General features: G+C 66.6%; 14 protein-coding genes. 9 read left to right on the forward strand and 5 right to left on the reverse strand.

Going from position 1 to position 15661, the window contains the following annotated elements:
* Nucleotides 1-15: 15 nt before the first annotated feature.
* Both Verru16B_RS03310 and Verru16B_RS03315 read right to left on the reverse strand, forming a co-directional pair.
* The gene (locus tag Verru16B_RS03310; protein ID WP_069960946.1) at nt 16-711 is read right to left on the reverse strand and encodes a TylF/MycF/NovP-related O-methyltransferase; all 696 of its coding nucleotides are present in this window, start codon (nt 709-711) and stop codon (nt 16-18) included.
* Entirely contained in the window at nt 708-1199 is a 492-nt protein-coding gene (locus Verru16B_RS03315) for a DUF2721 domain-containing protein (RefSeq protein WP_069960947.1), read from the reverse strand. Before Verru16B_RS03315 ends, Verru16B_RS03310 begins: the two co-directional genes overlap by 4 nt.
* Before the next feature lie 163 nt (nt 1200-1362).
* On the opposite strand from Verru16B_RS03315, the gene Verru16B_RS03320 reads away from it, so the two are divergent.
* Nucleotides 1363-2004 carry an HAD family hydrolase gene (locus Verru16B_RS03320; RefSeq protein WP_069960948.1) on the forward strand — a complete coding sequence of 214 codons (642 nt, stop codon included), beginning with the start codon at nt 1363-1365 and terminating at the stop codon, nt 2002-2004.
* A 77-nt stretch (nt 2005-2081) separates the two neighbouring features.
* Here Verru16B_RS03320 and Verru16B_RS03325 read toward each other — a convergent pair whose 3' ends face one another.
* The 3 genes from Verru16B_RS03325 to Verru16B_RS03335 are packed head-to-tail and all read right to left on the reverse strand — an operon-like array spanning nt 2082 to nt 3272.
* Nucleotides 2082-2438, reverse strand: a complete 357-nt coding sequence (locus tag Verru16B_RS03325) for a DUF1304 domain-containing protein (RefSeq protein WP_069960949.1) — start codon at nt 2436-2438, stop codon at nt 2082-2084.
* 4 nt (nt 2439-2442) lie between these two features.
* The gene (locus tag Verru16B_RS03330) at nt 2443-2886 is read right to left on the reverse strand and encodes a MaoC family dehydratase (RefSeq protein WP_069960950.1); all 444 of its coding nucleotides are present in this window, start codon (nt 2884-2886) and stop codon (nt 2443-2445) included.
* Between the two features lie 5 nt (nt 2887-2891).
* Nucleotides 2892-3272 carry a hypothetical protein gene (locus tag Verru16B_RS03335; RefSeq protein WP_069960951.1) on the reverse strand — a complete coding sequence of 127 codons (381 nt, stop codon included), beginning with the start codon at nt 3270-3272 and terminating at the stop codon, nt 2892-2894.
* Nucleotides 3273-3460: 188 nt separating this feature from the next.
* Here Verru16B_RS03335 and recD2 point away from each other — a divergent pair, with 188 nt between their 5' ends.
* From recD2 to Verru16B_RS03375, 8 genes are all read left to right on the forward strand, one after another.
* Nucleotides 3461-5830, forward strand: a complete 2370-nt coding sequence (gene recD2, locus Verru16B_RS03340; RefSeq protein WP_069960952.1) for an SF1B family DNA helicase RecD2 — start codon at nt 3461-3463, stop codon at nt 5828-5830.
* A gap of 238 nt (nt 5831-6068) precedes the next feature.
* Nucleotides 6069-6845 (forward strand): hypothetical protein, encoded by a 777-nt coding sequence (locus tag Verru16B_RS03345; RefSeq protein ID WP_157772166.1) that lies wholly within the window; start codon nt 6069-6071, stop codon nt 6843-6845.
* A 38-nt stretch (nt 6846-6883) separates the two neighbouring features.
* Nucleotides 6884-9226, forward strand: a complete 2343-nt coding sequence (locus tag Verru16B_RS03350) for an arylsulfatase (protein ID WP_069960954.1) — start codon at nt 6884-6886, stop codon at nt 9224-9226.
* Between the two features lie 51 nt (nt 9227-9277).
* Nucleotides 9278-11464, forward strand: coding sequence for a multiheme c-type cytochrome (locus Verru16B_RS03355; RefSeq protein ID WP_099093254.1), 2187 nt, complete (start codon nt 9278-9280; stop codon nt 11462-11464).
* Nucleotides 11461-12702 carry a phospholipase A gene (locus Verru16B_RS03360; RefSeq protein ID WP_069960956.1) on the forward strand — a complete coding sequence of 414 codons (1242 nt, stop codon included), beginning with the start codon at nt 11461-11463 and terminating at the stop codon, nt 12700-12702. The genes Verru16B_RS03355 and Verru16B_RS03360 overlap by 4 nt, the downstream gene beginning before the upstream one ends.
* A 49-nt stretch (nt 12703-12751) precedes the next feature.
* Nucleotides 12752-13336, forward strand: coding sequence for a lipid-binding SYLF domain-containing protein (locus tag Verru16B_RS03365; RefSeq protein WP_069960957.1), 585 nt, complete (start codon nt 12752-12754; stop codon nt 13334-13336).
* A gap of 9 nt (nt 13337-13345) precedes the next feature.
* Nucleotides 13346-14392, forward strand: a complete 1047-nt coding sequence (locus tag Verru16B_RS03370) for a hypothetical protein (RefSeq protein ID WP_157772168.1) — start codon at nt 13346-13348, stop codon at nt 14390-14392.
* A gap of 54 nt (nt 14393-14446) precedes the next feature.
* Nucleotides 14447-15661, forward strand: coding sequence for a cation:proton antiporter domain-containing protein (locus tag Verru16B_RS03375; RefSeq protein ID WP_069960959.1), 1215 nt, complete (start codon nt 14447-14449; stop codon nt 15659-15661).

Consider the following 15661-nt stretch of genomic DNA (forward strand, 5'->3'; position numbering starts at 1 on the left):
TCAGGGGCCGCGAAGCTACCCCCGCGGCTTGCGCAACACCGCCAGCTTGGTCTCGACCAGCTCGTAACCGATCCCGTGCTGCGCACAAAATTCCTCCACCGCCTGCCGTGAGCCGTCATAGACGTGGTCCGCCTGGCAGTCATCGACCACCACCAGACCGCCCGGGGCGAGCCGGGGCCAGAGCTTCGCCAGCCCGGCGACCGTCGGCAGGTAAAGGTCCACGTCGAGCAGGGCGAAACACAGGCGGGTGTCCGCGGGAAAATCAAAATCCTGGACGGCCGCCGCGTGGGTGCGGACCCGCGTGATGCCGTTGGCCCGCAGGTTGGCCTCGAACCAGGCCCGCGAGTTGACGGTGAACTTGTCCAGCGCGCGCCGTTCCTCCCGGCCGGACTTGCCCCGCACCGCCTGCTCGTGGGTGACATCGGCCGCCACGAATCCCCCGAAGGTGTCGATCGCCCAGTAACGCTTGGCCGGGGCGATGGCGTCGAGGTGCCGGTTCAGGAACACCGTCGTGTAACCCCGGTAGCAACCGATCTCGCAGAAATCCCCGTCCGCCGCCGCCGCCTCGGTGGCCAGCAGCGTCAGCCGGGCGAGCTGCCCGGGCGTGAAGGCGTACCGGTACTTGTAGAGCAGGTAGGACCGCAGCGGCGACCAGAACAGCGCCCGCTTCACCAGCCCGTCGAGCAGGATCTCCCAACGCGAGTTCGTCATGACCGGCCGTCCGATTTTCCCGGCCAGGGGGCCTGCGTGGCTGGCCGCGCGCGGGCCCGGTCCACCTGCAGCCGCAGGGCGTGCAGGGACACGAAGATGTCGCGCAGGAAATCCACCAGCGAGGCCGTGAGCAGCAGGATGCTCGCGGCGAACAGCGCGAGGATGACACCCTTCATCGACCAGCCGAACAAGGCGGCCCCGAAGAGCGCCACCACCTGCAGGCAGGACAGGAGCATGCTCAGCCCGTTGGAGGTCACCGCCCGGCGGATCAGCAGCGCCCGGCTCCACATGATGTCGAGCTGGCTCTCGAGGTGCTTCCGCTCGGCCGCATCGGCGGCCGGCATCAGCTCGGCCACCACCCGCGTGCGGTCCACGATGCGGGCCATGCGGTTGGTGAGCGTGATCATGAGCGCGCCCATGCCCGAGATCAGGATGACCGGCGTGATCGCCAGCTGGATGATCGGCAGGAGGGAGTTGAGCGATTCCATGGTCCCGACAGGTTTGCGGTTCCCCGCCGCCAGCGCAACCCTGAGCTCAAAGGCCGGCCAACCGGTTTAAAAATGCCTTTGGTCCGACGCCTTTTTGCCAAGGGATGCAATGGCTTTTGCCTCGCCCGCCGGCGGTGGCCCACGCGATGCTTGTGACCCTGTCATGCTCCCCGCTTGCGCCCTCTTTGACCTCGACGGTACCCTGATCGACCACTTCCGGGCGATCCACCGCTGCCACACGCACGCGATGACCACCCTCGGCCTGCCCCCCCCGACCATGGCCCAGGTGCGTGCGGCCGTCGGCGGCGGCGTCGAACTGGCCGCCGAACGCCTGGTCGGGCGCGAACTCAAGGCGGCCGCGCTGGCCGTCTACCGGCCCTATTGGGACGCCACGATGCTCCAGGATGTCGATCTCCTGCCCGGCGTCCTCGAGCTGCTCCGCGCCCTCCGGCAACACGGCACCCGCACCGCCGTCTTCACCAACAAACACGGCCCCTCCTCCCGCCTGACCTGTGACCACCTCGGCATCACGCCCCTGCTCGACGGGAATTTCGGCGCCACCGACACTCCCTGGCTGAAACCCGATCCCGCCTGGACCCGGCAAGTGCTGGCCCAGCTCGGCGCCCAGCCCGGCACGACCTTGCTGGTCGGCGACTCCCCCTTCGACGTCCAGACCGCCCAACACGCCGGCCTGGCCTTCATCGGCGTCACGACCGGCACGCACGACGCCGCGGAACTCCGCGCCGCCGGCGCCACCCGCGTCTGCGCCAACCTGCCCGAGGTCGCCCGCGAACTCGGGCTGTAGGTGGAGCGCGTTGCCCCAACGCGCTGCTGGTCCTCCTCTCCGCCACAGCTACCGCCCTAAGGGCAGTGCATTCCACCTCACGCCGCACACCCCAGCGCCACCGCCAGCGCGGCCGGCAGCGCCTGCACATAAAGGATCTTCCGTCCGACTGTGGCCGCACCGAAGATTCCCGCGATGATCACGCAGCCCAGGAAGAACAACCGGATCGCATAACCGTCCGCGCCGAGCGAAAGCCCCCATGCCAGCCCTGCCGCGAGAAACCCGTTGTACAGCCCCTGGTTCGCCGCGAGCGCCTTCGTCGCCTGCGCCTTTTCCTCCGTCAGCTTGAACACGCGGCGCCCGTACGGCTTCGTCCACAGGAACATCTCGAGCACCAGGAAATAGACGTGCAGCAGGGCGACGAGGCCCGTGACGATGAGTGCGGCGGTTTGCATAAAGTCAGGCGGGCCGCCGCGCCACCAGCAGGTTGGCCGTCATCTCCTGAACGGCCTTGCCGTCCTGGTTGAGGGTGCGGCACGACAGCCGCAGCTGCCCGAACGCCGCGCGCACCGGATGCGGCTCGAGTCCGGCCACCTCCATCACGACGCGGAGGCGATCCCCCGGCTTGACCGGGCGGGGCCAGCGCAACCCCTCGATTCCCTGGCCGATCACCCCGCCGTCGAGCCCCATCTCGCCGCGCACCATCAACCCCATGCTGACCGCCGCCGTGTGCCAGCCGCTGGCGACGAGCTGGCCGAAGAGCGTCCCCTTCGCGGCCTCGGCATCCGTGTGAAACGGCTGCGGATCGTATTGCCGGCCGAACGCGATGATCTCCTCCGCCGTCACGGTGTGCTCCGCCGTATTAAATTTCTCCCCGACCTTCAGATCTTCGAAATGCAGCATGGCGTTCAGGGTTGGAAGGCCAGCGCATGCAGCCCCGCGCCGAGCATGAACAGACAGATGAACGCCGCGTTCGTCCCCTTCGACGCCGTGCGCCAGAAGAGCGGTTGCAGGATCGCCCGCAGCACCCAGAGCGCCGCCAACCCGGCCACCAGCAGGCGTCCCAGCGGCGTGCTCGTGAGCTCCGCCGCATTCAACACCTGCACCGCCGCCATCAAGAGCAGGAAGGCCATCAGCATGAGGTTCAGCACCTGCATGACACCGCGGTTCACCGGGTGCAACTTGGGCAGCTCCTCCGACCACCGAAACATCCGCCAGAAGCCCAGGTGAAACAAGGCCAGCGCCACGTTGTACCCCGCCGCCGCATAGACCCAGACCTGCGTTTTCATCGCGGGAACCTGCCGGGCTCCGCCGCTCCGGTCAACCCGTCCTGCACCGCCCGGCCCGGCCCCCTTTGGACCGACCACCTGTTTTTTTGTGATTTTTGCCTGCCAGCCATAGGCTCGGCGACGGCTGGTGCGGGGCTGGCCACGTTCCGCGCTTCCCTTCCCCCCATCCGTGCTTATCCGTTTTATCCGTGGCCGCTCCCTCCTCCACCGTCTCCCTGACCGGCGTCCTCGAGCGCATCATCTTCTTCAACGAGGAGAACCACTACACCATCGCGGAGTTGAAACCCGACGGCGTGAAGGGGGCTGATGCCACCGTCACCATCACCGGCCCGCTCCCCGGCGTCCAATGCGGCGAGACGCTCCAGCTCACCGGCGAATGGACCAAGCACGCCCAGCACGGCGCCCAGTTCAAGGTCGCCACTTTCCAGAGCGAACTCCCCTCCTCCGTCTACGGCATCCGCAAATACCTCGGCAGCGGCCTCGTTCCCGGCATCGGCAAGGTCTACGCCAACAAGATCGTCGACGCCTTCGGCACCGACACCTTCCGCATCCTCAGCGAGGAATCCGGCAAGCTCCGCAAGGTCGAGGGCATCGGCAAGGTCCGCGCCACCTCCATCAAGAAGGCCTGGGACGAGCAGAAAACCCTGCGCGAGGTCCACATCTTCCTCCAGACCTACGGCGTCACCACTTCGCAGTGCGTGCGCATCGTCAAGAAATGGGACGCCACCGCCCAAAAGATCATCCAGGCCGAGCCCTACAAGCTCGCCCGCGAGATCGACGGCATTGGTTTCAAGACCGCCGACCGCCTCGCCATCAACCTCGGTTTCGCCAACGACGCCCCGCCCCGCCTCGACGCGGGCCTGATCTACGCGCTCCAGACCCTCGAGGAAGAGGGCCACACCGCCTACCCCCGCGGCGAACTCGTCACCTACACCGCCAACCTCCTCGAAACCTCCTCCGACCGCATCGAGGCCCGCATCGACGCGCTGATCAAAGCCAAGGATTTGGTGCAGCATCTGCCCGCTGTAGCCGGGGTCGCTGACCCCGGACCGGGCTCACCGAGCCCGGCTACAAAAAACGCCGCCTTCCTCCAACTCCCCCACAACGACCGCTTCGAACGCAAGATCGCCGAGGTCGTGCATCGCCTCACCGCCGTCAACTCCGGCCTGCCGGCCATCAAGATCGACGCCGCCGTGAAATGGGCGCAGGACAAGGCCGGCTTCGAATTCCACCCGCTGCAATCCACGGCTATCTCCCACGCCCTCGCGCACAAGGCCACGATCCTCACCGGCGGACCCGGCACCGGCAAAACCACGATCCTGCGCGCCCTCGTCGATATCCTGAAGGCCAAGAAGGTGCGGGTCACCCTCGCCGCCCCCACCGGCCGCGCGGCCCAGCGCCTCGCCGAGACCACCGGCGGTTTCGCCTCCACGATCCACCGCCTGCTCGCCTTCGATCCGGCGCGCGGCGGCTTCCTGCACAACGAGTCCAAGCCCCTCGCCACCGACTTCCTCATCGTCGACGAGTCCTCGATGCTCGACACGCGCCTCGCCGCCGCGCTGCTCCAGGCCGTGCCCGTCCGCGCCCACCTCCTCCTCGTCGGCGACATCGACCAGCTCCCCAGCGTCGGCGCCGGCAACGTGCTCAAGGACCTGATCGCCATTGGAGGCGGGGTGCCCTCACCCCGCGAGGCCTCCCTCCCGCGGGGTGAGGGCACCCCGCCTCCATTAATTCCCGTCACGCGCCTCCAATTCGTCTACCGCCAGGGCAAGGAGAGCGCCATCGTCACGACCGCCCACGCCATCAACGAGGGCGTCAACTCCCCGCCCCCCGTCGTCAGCGAGGTCGCCAAGGCCCAGGCCTGGAGCGACCTCAACTTCATCGCCGCCTCCAGCGCCGAGGACTGCCTCGCCAAGGTCATCGAGCTGTGCACGACCTTCATCCCGCAGCATTTCAAGTGGTTCAATCCGATCACCGACGTGCAGGTCCTCGCCCCGATGCACAAGGGCGTGGCCGGCGTGGCCAACCTCAACACGCAGCTCCAAGCCGCCCTCAATCCCGCGGCCCCGGTCGCCCGTCCTTCCTACGGCCGGTCCGCGGGGAGCGAGACCCGCGCCGCGACGGGCATCAAGACGATCAGCGGCGAGTACCGCGCCGGCGACAAGGTCATCCAGCTGCGCAACAACTACGACAAAAACCTCTTCAACGGCGACATCGGCACCGTGGTCAGCGTCGACCTGGCCAAGGGCACGCTCCTCGCCGACTTCGACGGCGAGCGTCACGTCTTCGAGCGCGGCGAGCTTGGCGACACCGCCCTCGCCTACGCCATCAGCATCCACAAGTCCCAGGGCAGTGAGTACCCCGTCGTCATCATCCCGCTGCTCAAGGGCCATTTCATGATGCTGCAGCGCAACCTGGTCTACACGGCGATCACGCGCGGCCGGAAGAAGGTCTTCGTGGTCGGCGAACCCGCCGCCTACGGCATGGCCGTGCGCAATGCGGAGTCGAAGACCCGCTGCACGCACCTGCGCGAGAAGATCATGGGGGCCGCTTCATAGAGCGGAGACCTTGCAGCCGTAGGCCAATCGACAAACGCTTCGGCCTACGCGAGTGGCCTCCTCCGGATGTAACATTCCGCCGTGTTAGCCGCATATTAAGTGTTTGTGCATCCAATGTCTGGTGCTAATCGTATCAACGACTTACAAACTATCGGCGCTTCTCCCACCGCATCCACCCACCTGTTTCATTCGCACCAGAACGCATTCCACGCATGCGCCACATGGTCACTTATTCAGCATGCATCCCATTCGTTTCGCGGCGCTCAGCGGTCTGGTCATAGCTGTCCTCGCGGCGGCTGAAACTTCCCCGGGCCCCGCGCAGGTAGTCTCGGTGGAAAACGGCACCGACCCGACCAAATTGCTGCACACGCTTGAGGCGAAGTACGAATACATCGACCTGAACCGGGGCGTCAGCAGCGGTACGCTGCGCATAAACTTCACCCAGCCGCTGGGCCCGAGGCACAGCTACAAGCTGCGCTATCAGGTGCCGGTCGCCACCCTGGGTGGCCAAGGCAACTCCAGCCACGGGATCGGGGATGCCTCCCTGCAACTGGGCCATGTCTTCGGCCTGACCAAGGCCGGCGGTTATGTGGCGATGGGCGAAATGATCTTCGACACCGCGTCCCGGCGCGAACTCGGCACCGGTCAGAACGTCTTCAAAGGTACCTTGATCATGGCCCGCTTCCTCCCCGGCGGCATCTTTGCCCCGGCCATCGTCCAGAGCAACCGCCTCTGGGGCGACGCCCTGCGCGCCAAGGTCAACGCCACCACCTTTGATTTCTACTACGTGCCTAAGTTCGCCGATCCCCGGAACCTGGTGACGTTCGATCCGGCGCTGAATGTCGATTGGCAGGCCAACAAGGAATACCTCAGCCTGGCGGTCACCTACGGTCGCGTGGTCGGAAAGGCGTTTGGCGGCAATGCGATCCTCTTCGTCAAGCCCACGGTTTTCGCCGGGCGCGACCGCCCCGGCTCCTGGGGCCTCGAGGCCGGCTACAAGCTAGTCGGGTTTTGACCCGCCGCTTGCTTTCACTTTCTTCCCTCCACCCAGCCATGAACAAATCCCCCCTGCTCGGACTCACCGTGCTGTTATTCAGTGCCGTGGCCCACGCCACCACCGCGCCCGTTCCCTCCATCAACCGGACGGTGCTCCCCATCGCCCCGGAACCAAACCAAAGCGTGGTGGGCCTGCGCTCCAAGGACTCCAAGGGGGTGTTCCCGCGCCCGGTCACCGCTCCGGCAGGGGCCCCGAACGTGTTCCTGATCATGCTCGACGACGTGGGCTTCGGCGCCTCCAGCAGCTTCGGCGGGGCCATCAGCACGCCCAACATCCAAAAGCTGGCCGACAACGGGCTGCGCTATAACCGCTTTCACACCACCGCGGTCTGCAGCCCGACGCGCGCGGCGCTGATCACCGGGCGCAACCACCACACGGCGCACACCGGCGTCGTGATGGAAATGGCCACGGGCTACGATGGCTACAACAGCCTGGTCGGAAAAGACATGGCCACCATCGGCGAGATGCTGAAACTCAATGGCTACAACACGGCCTGGTTCGGCAAGAACCACAACGTGGCGGACTGGGAGTCCACCCAGGCGGGCCCCTTCGACCGCTGGCCCACCGGCATGGGCTTCGAGAAATTCTACGGCTTCCTCGGCGGCGTGGCGAACAACTGGCGGCCCGCGCTCTATGACGGCACGACGCCGATCGAGCCCCATGTCGGCAAACCCAACTACAACCTGGACTATGACCTGGCCGACCAGGCGATCAGCTGGATCCAGATGCAGAAAACCGTGGCGCCCGAGAAACCCTTTCTCTGCTACATCGCCCCGGGCGCCATCCATGCCCCGCAGCATGCGACGCCGGAGTGGATCGCCAAGTACAAGGGCAAGTTTGACCAGGGCTGGGATAAGCTGCGCGAGGAAACCTTCGCCCGCCAGAAACAGATGGGCATCATCCCGGCCGATGCCAAGCTGACGCCGCGGCCGCCTGAGATGCCGAGCTGGGATTCGATGAGCGACCGGCAGAAGCGGGTGATGGCGCGCATGATGGAAGTCGCCGCCGGCCAGCTTTCCCAGGTGGACTACAACATCGGCCGCGTGCTCCAGGCCATCGACGATCTCGGCCAGACCGAAAACACGCTGGTAATCTTCATCATTGGTGACAACGGCGGCAGCGGCGAAGGCACCCTCCAGGGCGTCTTCAACGACATGAACATCGTTTCCCAGAGCACCGAGACCCTCGATTATCTCGAGAAGAACATGGACGACATGGGCGGCTGGAAGTCCTCGAATCTCTACGGTGTGCCCTGGGCCTGGGCGACCAACACCCCGTTCCAGTGGACCAAACAGGTGGCCAGCCACTTCGGCGGCACGCGCAACGGCTTGGTCATTTCCTGGCCGAAGGGCATCAAGGCCCGGGGCGAGATCCGCTCGCAGTTCTCCCATGTCATCGACATTGTCCCCACGATTCTGGAGGCGGCCGGTCTGCCCCAGCCGACCTCGGTGAATGGCACGGACCAGCACCCGATCGAGGGCACCAGCATGGTTTACACCTTCGACAACGCCAAGGCAGAGGACCGCCGCAAGACCCAGTATTTTGAGATCTTCGGCAACTCGGGCATCTACCACGACGGCTGGTTTGCGGGCACCCACCCGTTCCGGCTGCCGTGGAGCGGCGTCGGCACCGACGTCGATGTGCTCACGACCAAGTGGGAGCTCTACCACATCGACCAGGACTTCTCCCAGGCGGAGAACCTGGCTGAACAAATGCCGGAAAAGCTGCGCGAGATGCAGGTGCGGTTTTATGCCGAAGCCGCCAAGTATAACGTGCTGCCGATCCAGACTTCGGCGGCCGAGCGTTTCGGCGAAGGCATCCGCCCCAGCATGACCGGCGACCGCAAGACTTTCTCCTACATGGCGGGCCTGAAGCGCATCCCTGAGGGCACGGCGCCACCGATCAAGAACCGCTCGTGGAGCATCACCACCGACGTCACCCTGAAGGGCAACGAGTCGGGGGTAATCGCCACCCAGGGCGGCATCCTGGCTGGGTACGCTTTCTACTTCGAACAAGGCAAACCGGTGTTCAGCTACAGCTTCACCAATGGTGAACGGTGGCGCTTCATCTCCCCGGATCCGCTCCCCGCGGGGAAGCACAAGCTGGTCATGAGCTTCACCTACGACGGTGGCGGCATGGGCAAGGGTGGCAAGGTAGCCATCACGGCCGATGGCAAGGTGGTCGCAGAGGGCCATATCGGCAGGACCGTACCCTTCCGCTTCTCGACGGAAGAGACCTTGGACATCGGCGAAGACACCGGCACGCCGGTGGACTTGTCCTACGACGTCCCGGCTCGCTTCACCGGCGAACTCGGCAAGGTCGTCTTTGACCTGCAGTAAACGCGGCGAACTGGGCGGGATCCACGTTCCGACCAGCTGCACCACCGCCGTATGTTCCCCCCTCCCACCCACTGCAGGACCCTTGGCCTGACAGTGGGTGTTTTGCTTATCGCCGGCGGCTGCAGTCGGCCGGCGGTCCGTCCGGCGACGGTGGCGTCTGCGGTGGCCCAGACCTCGGCTTCCTGTCGCGAATGCCACGCCGAAATCTTCCAAGCCTGGTCGACCACCGACCATGCCCTGGCCAACCGGCCGGTGGATCCGCCGGCGGATGCCGCCGCCTTCGCGTCGTTTCACCCGCCTGCGGGCGTGGGCCCGGGCACGGCACCCGAGTTCATCCTGGGCCACAAGCCGCTTTGGCAGCCGTTGCTGCCGGCCCCGGGCGGACGCTGGCAGCCGCACGAACTGGCCTACGATCCGGTGAAGCACGAATGGTTCAACGTCTTCGGCCCGGAGAACCGGCAGGCCGGGGAGTGGGGCCATTGGACCGGACGCGGGATGAACTGGAATTCCATGTGCGCCCAATGCCACATGACGGGCTATCGCAAGAACTACACCGCGGCCACCGACAGCTACCGCTCCACCTGGGTCGAGCACGGCGTGGGGTGCATCCAGTGCCACGGCCCGACTCTGGGCGACCACGGCCAGGGACCCAAGCGAACGGGGCCGGCCCAGCCGCAACCGCCATTCTTCGGCGACCGCCAGAAGATGATGCAGACCTGTGCTCCCTGCCACGCGCGCAACCAGCTTCTGACCGACCAATTCCAGCCGGGGGACGACTACGCCCAACACCACCGCATGGTGCTGCCGGTGGATCCGGCCACCTATTACCCCGACGGCCAGCAGCGCGACGAGGTCTTCAACTGGACCTCCGTGCAACTCAGCCGCATGGCCCACGCCGGCGTGACGTGCCTCGACTGCCACGATCCGCACACCAACCGGACCATCCTGCCGGTGCAGGACAACCAGCTCTGCCTGCAATGCCACGCCGCGCCCGGGCGCGTCCAACCGAACGGCACCAAGGCGATCGCTATCGACCCCACCGCGCATTCGCACCACGCCGCCGGCAGCACCGGCAACTCCTGCGTCGCCTGCCACATGCCGACAACCCGTTACATGCAGCGCGCTGCGCGCCATGATCACGGCTGGCTCAAGCCCGATCCGCTGCTGACGCAGGAACTCGGCATTCCCAATGCCTGCAGCACGTGCCACACGGACCAGACCCTGGAATGGAACATCGCCAAGGCCGATGAATGGTATGGCGACAAGCTGAACTCGCGGCAACGGGCCCGGGCCCGGGCCGTGGCCGGGGCCCAATCGGTCCGGCCCGGCGCCGCCCGGGCGCTGCACGCGTTGCTCCGGTTTGAGGATATTCCGGCTTGGCGGGCCACCTACCTTTCCCTCCTGGTCGATCTGCCGGAGCGTGGTGACCACGACGGCCAGGCGGCCGCGCTGCAATCCAGCCGGGCCGCCGACCCGCTCGAGCGCGCGGCCGCCGTGCGCCTGCTGGCCACCCTCCCTGGCACCGCCGAGCAGGTGCGACCCCTCCTGCAGGATCCGGTCCGCCTGGTGCGGCTCGACGCCGCCTGGGCCTTGTCGCCGGAACTCGCCCCCGATGCCCCGGCCCGGCGGGAACTGGACGCCCACCTGGCCCTGGATCTCGACCAGCCGCTCGGGCGTTATCGGCTCGGTACCGATTGGGCGGACCGCGGCCAGCGCGCCGAGGCCGGGAAGGAAATCTCGCTCGCGATCCAGTGGGATCCCTATTCGGCGGGTTTTCACGACGCGCTCGGCCTGCTCCTCTCCGCCGACGGCAAAACCGCGGAAGCGGCCGCCCGCATCCAGCGCGCCGCGGAACTGGCGGCGACCGACGGCGCCCAGGCGATGCGCGCCGGCCTGGCGTGGGCGGAGGCCGGCCAGCCGGACCGGGCCGCCGGATGGCTGGAACAGGCTGTGAACCGGGAACCGCAGCTGGACCAGGCGTGGTACAACCTGGGGCTCTTGCTCGCCAGCCAGGAGAAACTCCCCGAGGCAACCGAGGCGCTGGCCCGGGCGGAAAAGCTCCAGCCCCAATCCGCCGACTACGCTTTTGCCCAGGCCACCGTGCTCGCCCGGCGCGGGGATCGCGCCGGAGCGCGGAACGCCGCGCTGCGCGCGCTGCAGCTGGATCCGCAGCACCGGGAGGCCGCCGGTTTGCTGCGGGCAACCGAATCACGAGACCCCGCCACTCCCTTGCCATGACAATCCACCTCCCCCGCACCGTCCTCGTGGTCCTGACCCTGGGTTTTTTGCCTTGCGCTACCGACGCCCGGGCGGCGCCGGCCCAGCTCACGCAGGCGCTGCAGTCCCCAGCCGGGCCGGTGGTCGCCGGCACGATGCTGGAGATCGACCTGCTCATCACCAACAGCGGCAGCAGTCCGGCCACCGTGGACACCCCCGCGCGGCTGCCCTTGGTGGCGGCCACACCGCTCGGCGCGCGGGCCTTCGCGCTCACCCGCGCCGCCGCTGAGTCAGGAGCCGTGATGGTCCCGGCCGGCGGCTTTGCCCGGATGCGCTACGCGATGCTGGTGCCGCTCCAAGCCAAAGGCCTGGGCATCCTCGCCGCGGAAGACGACACTTACGGCCGGATCGCGGTCGAGGTGCTGCCGGCCCCCGATCTTTCGTCCCCCGCGCCGGCACCCGCCGCGCCGGCCATCGCGCAGGCCCCCGGTGACGCGGTCACACCCGCGGCCATCACCAAGCGCCGGCCATTGGGCGTGCTCCCGTACGAGCCGGTTTATTTTTCCCTGGGTTTCCACAAGATCGTGAACGCCCGGTTTCAGCTGAGCCTGAAATTCCGGCCCTTCGGCCCCCCGGACGAAGGGATCGACCTGCCCGGGTCCTTCCTCGGGAACCTCTATGGCGGTTTCACCCAGACTTCGCTCTGGGACCTCGAGTCCGACTCGAAGCCCTTCTACGACACGAGCTACAAGCCGACTCTGCTCTATCAGCGCCACGACACCGGCCGGACCCTGTTTGGCGCCCGGCTGGGCTACGCCGCCGGCATCGAGCACGAATCCAACGGCCAGGGCGGGACGGCCAGCCGCAGCATGAACCTGCTGGTGTTCCGGCCGACCCTGCAGTGGGCCCTGGCCGACGGCTGGACGGCGGTGTTCTCGCCCAAGCTCTACGCCTACATCGAGAAATCCGAGGACCAGGATCTCCCCGACTATCGCGGTTACGGCGACTACCTCTTCTATGTGGAGAACCCTGACTCCTGGAAACTGGCGACGACCGTCCGGCTCGGCAGCTCCGGCCGCGGCAGCATCCTGGTGGATGGCTCGTATCCGCTGCGCCGGATCCTCGGCGATCACCCGCCGACGGGGTGGGCCCAGGGCTTCATTCACCTGCAGTATTTCAACGGCTACACGGAGTCCCTCCGCACCTACAACCTGCACACGCCCTGGCAACTCCGCCTGGGCTACATGCTGATCCGCTGAACCCGCCGCCGGTGGACAGTTTTCCCGTTCTTCCTCTCCCCGCCCAACCATGAACCTCACCCAGCCAACCGCCCTCGGCCGGATCCTGCTCGGATTCTGCCTTTTCGCCGCCGCTTCGCTCAGCCAGGCCAAAGATTCGCCCGACGAACAGCGGGCCAAAATTCACCAAACAAAAGACGAAGTGCTCGCTGAACTCTACAAGCTGAATCCCGGCGCCGAGGCCAAGATCAAGCAGTCGGTGGGCTACGCCGTGTTCTCCAATGTCGGCGTCAATCTGGTGCTGGCCAGCTTTGCCGGCGGCCATGGAATCGTGGTGCAGAAGGGTCTGCTCAAGGATACCGAGACCTACATGAAAATGGGCTCGGCGGGCCTCGGGATCGGTCTCGGCGTAAAGGATTTTCGCGCCGTGTTTGTCTTCAATGACAAGGACAAGTTGCAGGCCTTTTTGGAGCAGGGCTGGGATTTCAGCGCCCAGGCCGATGCCGCGGCCCAATCCGGGGAAAAGGGTGGCTCGGCCGCCGGCGCCGGCAACCTGGCGGAGGGCGTCGAGGTGTTCCAGATCACGAAGAACGGTCTGGCGCTGCAGGCCACCCTGCAGGGCACGAAATACTGGCAGGACAAGGACCTGAACTGATCTTCACCCATGAAACCCATGTACGACCGGTTTGCCTCTGCCTTTGGTTCATGGGCCCGGTCCGGCATACTGGCTGGCGCCTGCCTCGTCATGCCGTTGCTGGCCGCGGCCGAAAAGCCGCCCGGAGCGGCGCCGGTCGCACCAGGATTTTTGGACCGGTTCCAGCAGGGCTTCGCCCACACGCTGGACCAATCGTCGCGCTGGGTGGACGGCCTGTTCGGCGAGGAACGTTACACCAATGCAGGCAAGGGCGCGAACGGTCAGCTGCAGGTGCGCACCCTCTGGCAGGAATATCAGGGCATCCGGGTGCGCACCCAACTCCGGGCCAACCTGCCGCTGGCGCAACTCAGCCACCGGCTCAACGCTTTCATCGGGAAGGGCGGCACGGATGACATCGTGCAGGACAAGAACCAGAGCCCCACGGGATCGTCGGACCCCAAGGATAACTCCTGGTTGGTCGGATTGGGCTACACCCCGCCTTGGTCCCATGCCCAGCGCGTCACGCTCCAAGCGGGGGCGATCCTGCGCTGGCCGCCCGATGCCTATGTCCGGGCCAACTACCACTACCAACACGCCTTCGCCCCCGGCCAGACCGTGACCTTCAGCGAAAGCGTCTTCTGGAAGGAGAGCGAACAGTTCGGCTGCTCCAGCTCGCTCGACTTCGCCTGGCAGTTGCGGGATGACCTCGTGTTACGTTTTCCCAACTGGGCGAAGATTTCGGACGCCACCTCGGGTGTGCAATACGACTCCCGGGCCCACCTCTACCAGAAGCTCGGCAACCACCGGGCCCTCCTGTATGGCGTCGGCCTGCAGGGCGACACCCGGGATGCTGTCCCGGTCCGGCAATATGGCGCCTACGTGGTGTATCGGCAGCGCATGTTTCGGGACTGGCTCACGGGGGAGCTGATCGCCGGCGCCACCATGCTGCGCGAGAACGGCTGGAGCCGGAGAAAACTATCCACGATCGTCGGCGTGGGTTTCGAAATGGCTTTCGAGGAAAAACACGACGCGACCGGTTCGGTCTTGTCCGACCGCCTCTTGCGCTCGCCGCAGTAACGCTGCCCCTAAGCCCGTCCGGAAAATTCGTTACATGGCCTCCGCTTCATCGTTATGACCCACGACCAAATCTCCCTGTTCATCATCGCCGGCATTCTCCTCGTCGGTCTGCTCGGCGAGTGGCTCTTTGCGCGCACCGGTGTCCCCGATGCGGTCTGGCTCATCGCCGTCGGGGCCGTCCTGGGGCCGGTGGCCGGCCTCGTGCAGGCCGCGGAGCTGCAGCTCGTCGCGCCGCTGCTGGGCGCGCTGACGATCATCATCGTCCTGTTTCATGGCGGGCTGGGCCTGCCGCTCGACCAGCTGGTCACCCACGCCTGGAAGGCCTCGAAGCTGGCCGTGCTGACCTTCCTCGGGTCGGTGGGCGGCGTCGCGCTGCTCATCCTCGGCCTCGTCCGCGGCGGCGTGCTCCCGGCGGAGTGGACCTGGCAACTCGCCGTGCTGACCGGCCTGATCCTGGGCGGATCCAGCTCGGTGGTGGTCATGGCCACCCTCGGTTTTGCCAAGGTGGAGAATGCCGTGGCCCAACCGCTCAACGTGGAATCTGCCCTCACGGATGTGCTGGTGGTCGTGTGCACGGGTGTGATGGTGGACCTGCTCCTCGCCGGCCATGTTTCGGCCACCGCCCCCCTGCTCAGCGTCAGCCGGAGCTTCGGGGTGGGCCTCCTCGGCGGGACGCTCTGCGGTCTGCTCCTCGTGCTATTCATCCAGCCGCTGATGCGCAGCCGCCACGCGTACATCTTCCTGCTCGCCATCATGCTTGGCCTCTACGCTGCAACGAGCCACTTTGGTGGCAGTCCCGCGCTCGCCGTGCTGGCGGCAGCGGTGACCCTGGGCAACGCCACGATGGTGCTGCGATTGCTCGGCCTGAGCACGGGCGAGCGCAAGCTGGAGTTGAGCAACACGTCGATGCGTCTGTCGGACTTTGCCCTCTTCATCGTGAAGTCGCTGTTTTTCACCTTCATCGGGGCCAGCCTGCCGCTGGCTCCGGGTCCGCTGGCCCTGGGAGCCGCGCTGGGGCTGGTACTGCTTCTCGTGCGCTGGCCCGCCGCCCGGCTCGCCCTAGCCGATGCGAATCTTTCCGCCGCCCAAAGGAACGTGGCCTGGGTCGCGCTGCCGCGGGGTCTGGCGGCGGGCGTCATGGCGCTCACCCCGGTCGCGGCGGGCATCCCCCACGCCGACTTGCTGCCCGCGCCCATCTTTGCCGCCATCGTGGCGACCATCCTGATCTTCGCCGTGGGCTTCCCCCTCGCCCGGCGGCAAGGCGCCTGA

It is taken from the genome of Lacunisphaera limnophila (assembly GCF_001746835.1).
GTDB classification, from domain to species: domain Bacteria; phylum Verrucomicrobiota; class Verrucomicrobiia; order Opitutales; family Opitutaceae; genus Lacunisphaera; species Lacunisphaera limnophila.

Bases quoted from the DNA above. Each gene is read 5' to 3' on its own strand.
- Verru16B_RS03315 (WP_069960947.1), bottom strand. From the start codon at position 1,199: ATGGAATCGCTCAACTCCCTCCTGCCGATCATCCAGCTGGCGATCACG.
- Verru16B_RS03320 (WP_069960948.1), top strand. From the start codon at position 1,363: ATGCTCCCCGCTTGCGCCCTCTTTGACCTCGACGGTACCCTGATCGAC.
- Verru16B_RS03350 (WP_069960954.1), top strand. From the start codon at position 6,884: ATGAACAAATCCCCCCTGCTCGGACTCACCGTGCTGTTATTCAGTGCC.
- Verru16B_RS03330 (WP_069960950.1), bottom strand. From the start codon at position 2,886: ATGCTGCATTTCGAAGATCTGAAGGTCGGGGAGAAATTTAATACGGCG.
- Verru16B_RS03325 (WP_069960949.1), bottom strand. From the start codon at position 2,438: ATGCAAACCGCCGCACTCATCGTCACGGGCCTCGTCGCCCTGCTGCAC.
- Verru16B_RS03345 (WP_157772166.1), top strand. From the start codon at position 6,069: ATGCATCCCATTCGTTTCGCGGCGCTCAGCGGTCTGGTCATAGCTGTC.
- Verru16B_RS03375 (WP_069960959.1), top strand. From the start codon at position 14,447: ATGACCCACGACCAAATCTCCCTGTTCATCATCGCCGGCATTCTCCTC.
- Verru16B_RS03370 (WP_157772168.1), top strand. From the start codon at position 13,346: ATGAAACCCATGTACGACCGGTTTGCCTCTGCCTTTGGTTCATGGGCC.
- Verru16B_RS03335 (WP_069960951.1), bottom strand. From the start codon at position 3,272: ATGAAAACGCAGGTCTGGGTCTATGCGGCGGCGGGGTACAACGTGGCG.
- Verru16B_RS03310 (WP_069960946.1), bottom strand. From the start codon at position 711: ATGACGAACTCGCGTTGGGAGATCCTGCTCGACGGGCTGGTGAAGCGG.
- Verru16B_RS03355 (WP_099093254.1), top strand. From the start codon at position 9,278: ATGTTCCCCCCTCCCACCCACTGCAGGACCCTTGGCCTGACAGTGGGT.
- Verru16B_RS03365 (WP_069960957.1), top strand. From the start codon at position 12,752: ATGAACCTCACCCAGCCAACCGCCCTCGGCCGGATCCTGCTCGGATTC.
- Verru16B_RS03360 (WP_069960956.1), top strand. From the start codon at position 11,461: ATGACAATCCACCTCCCCCGCACCGTCCTCGTGGTCCTGACCCTGGGT.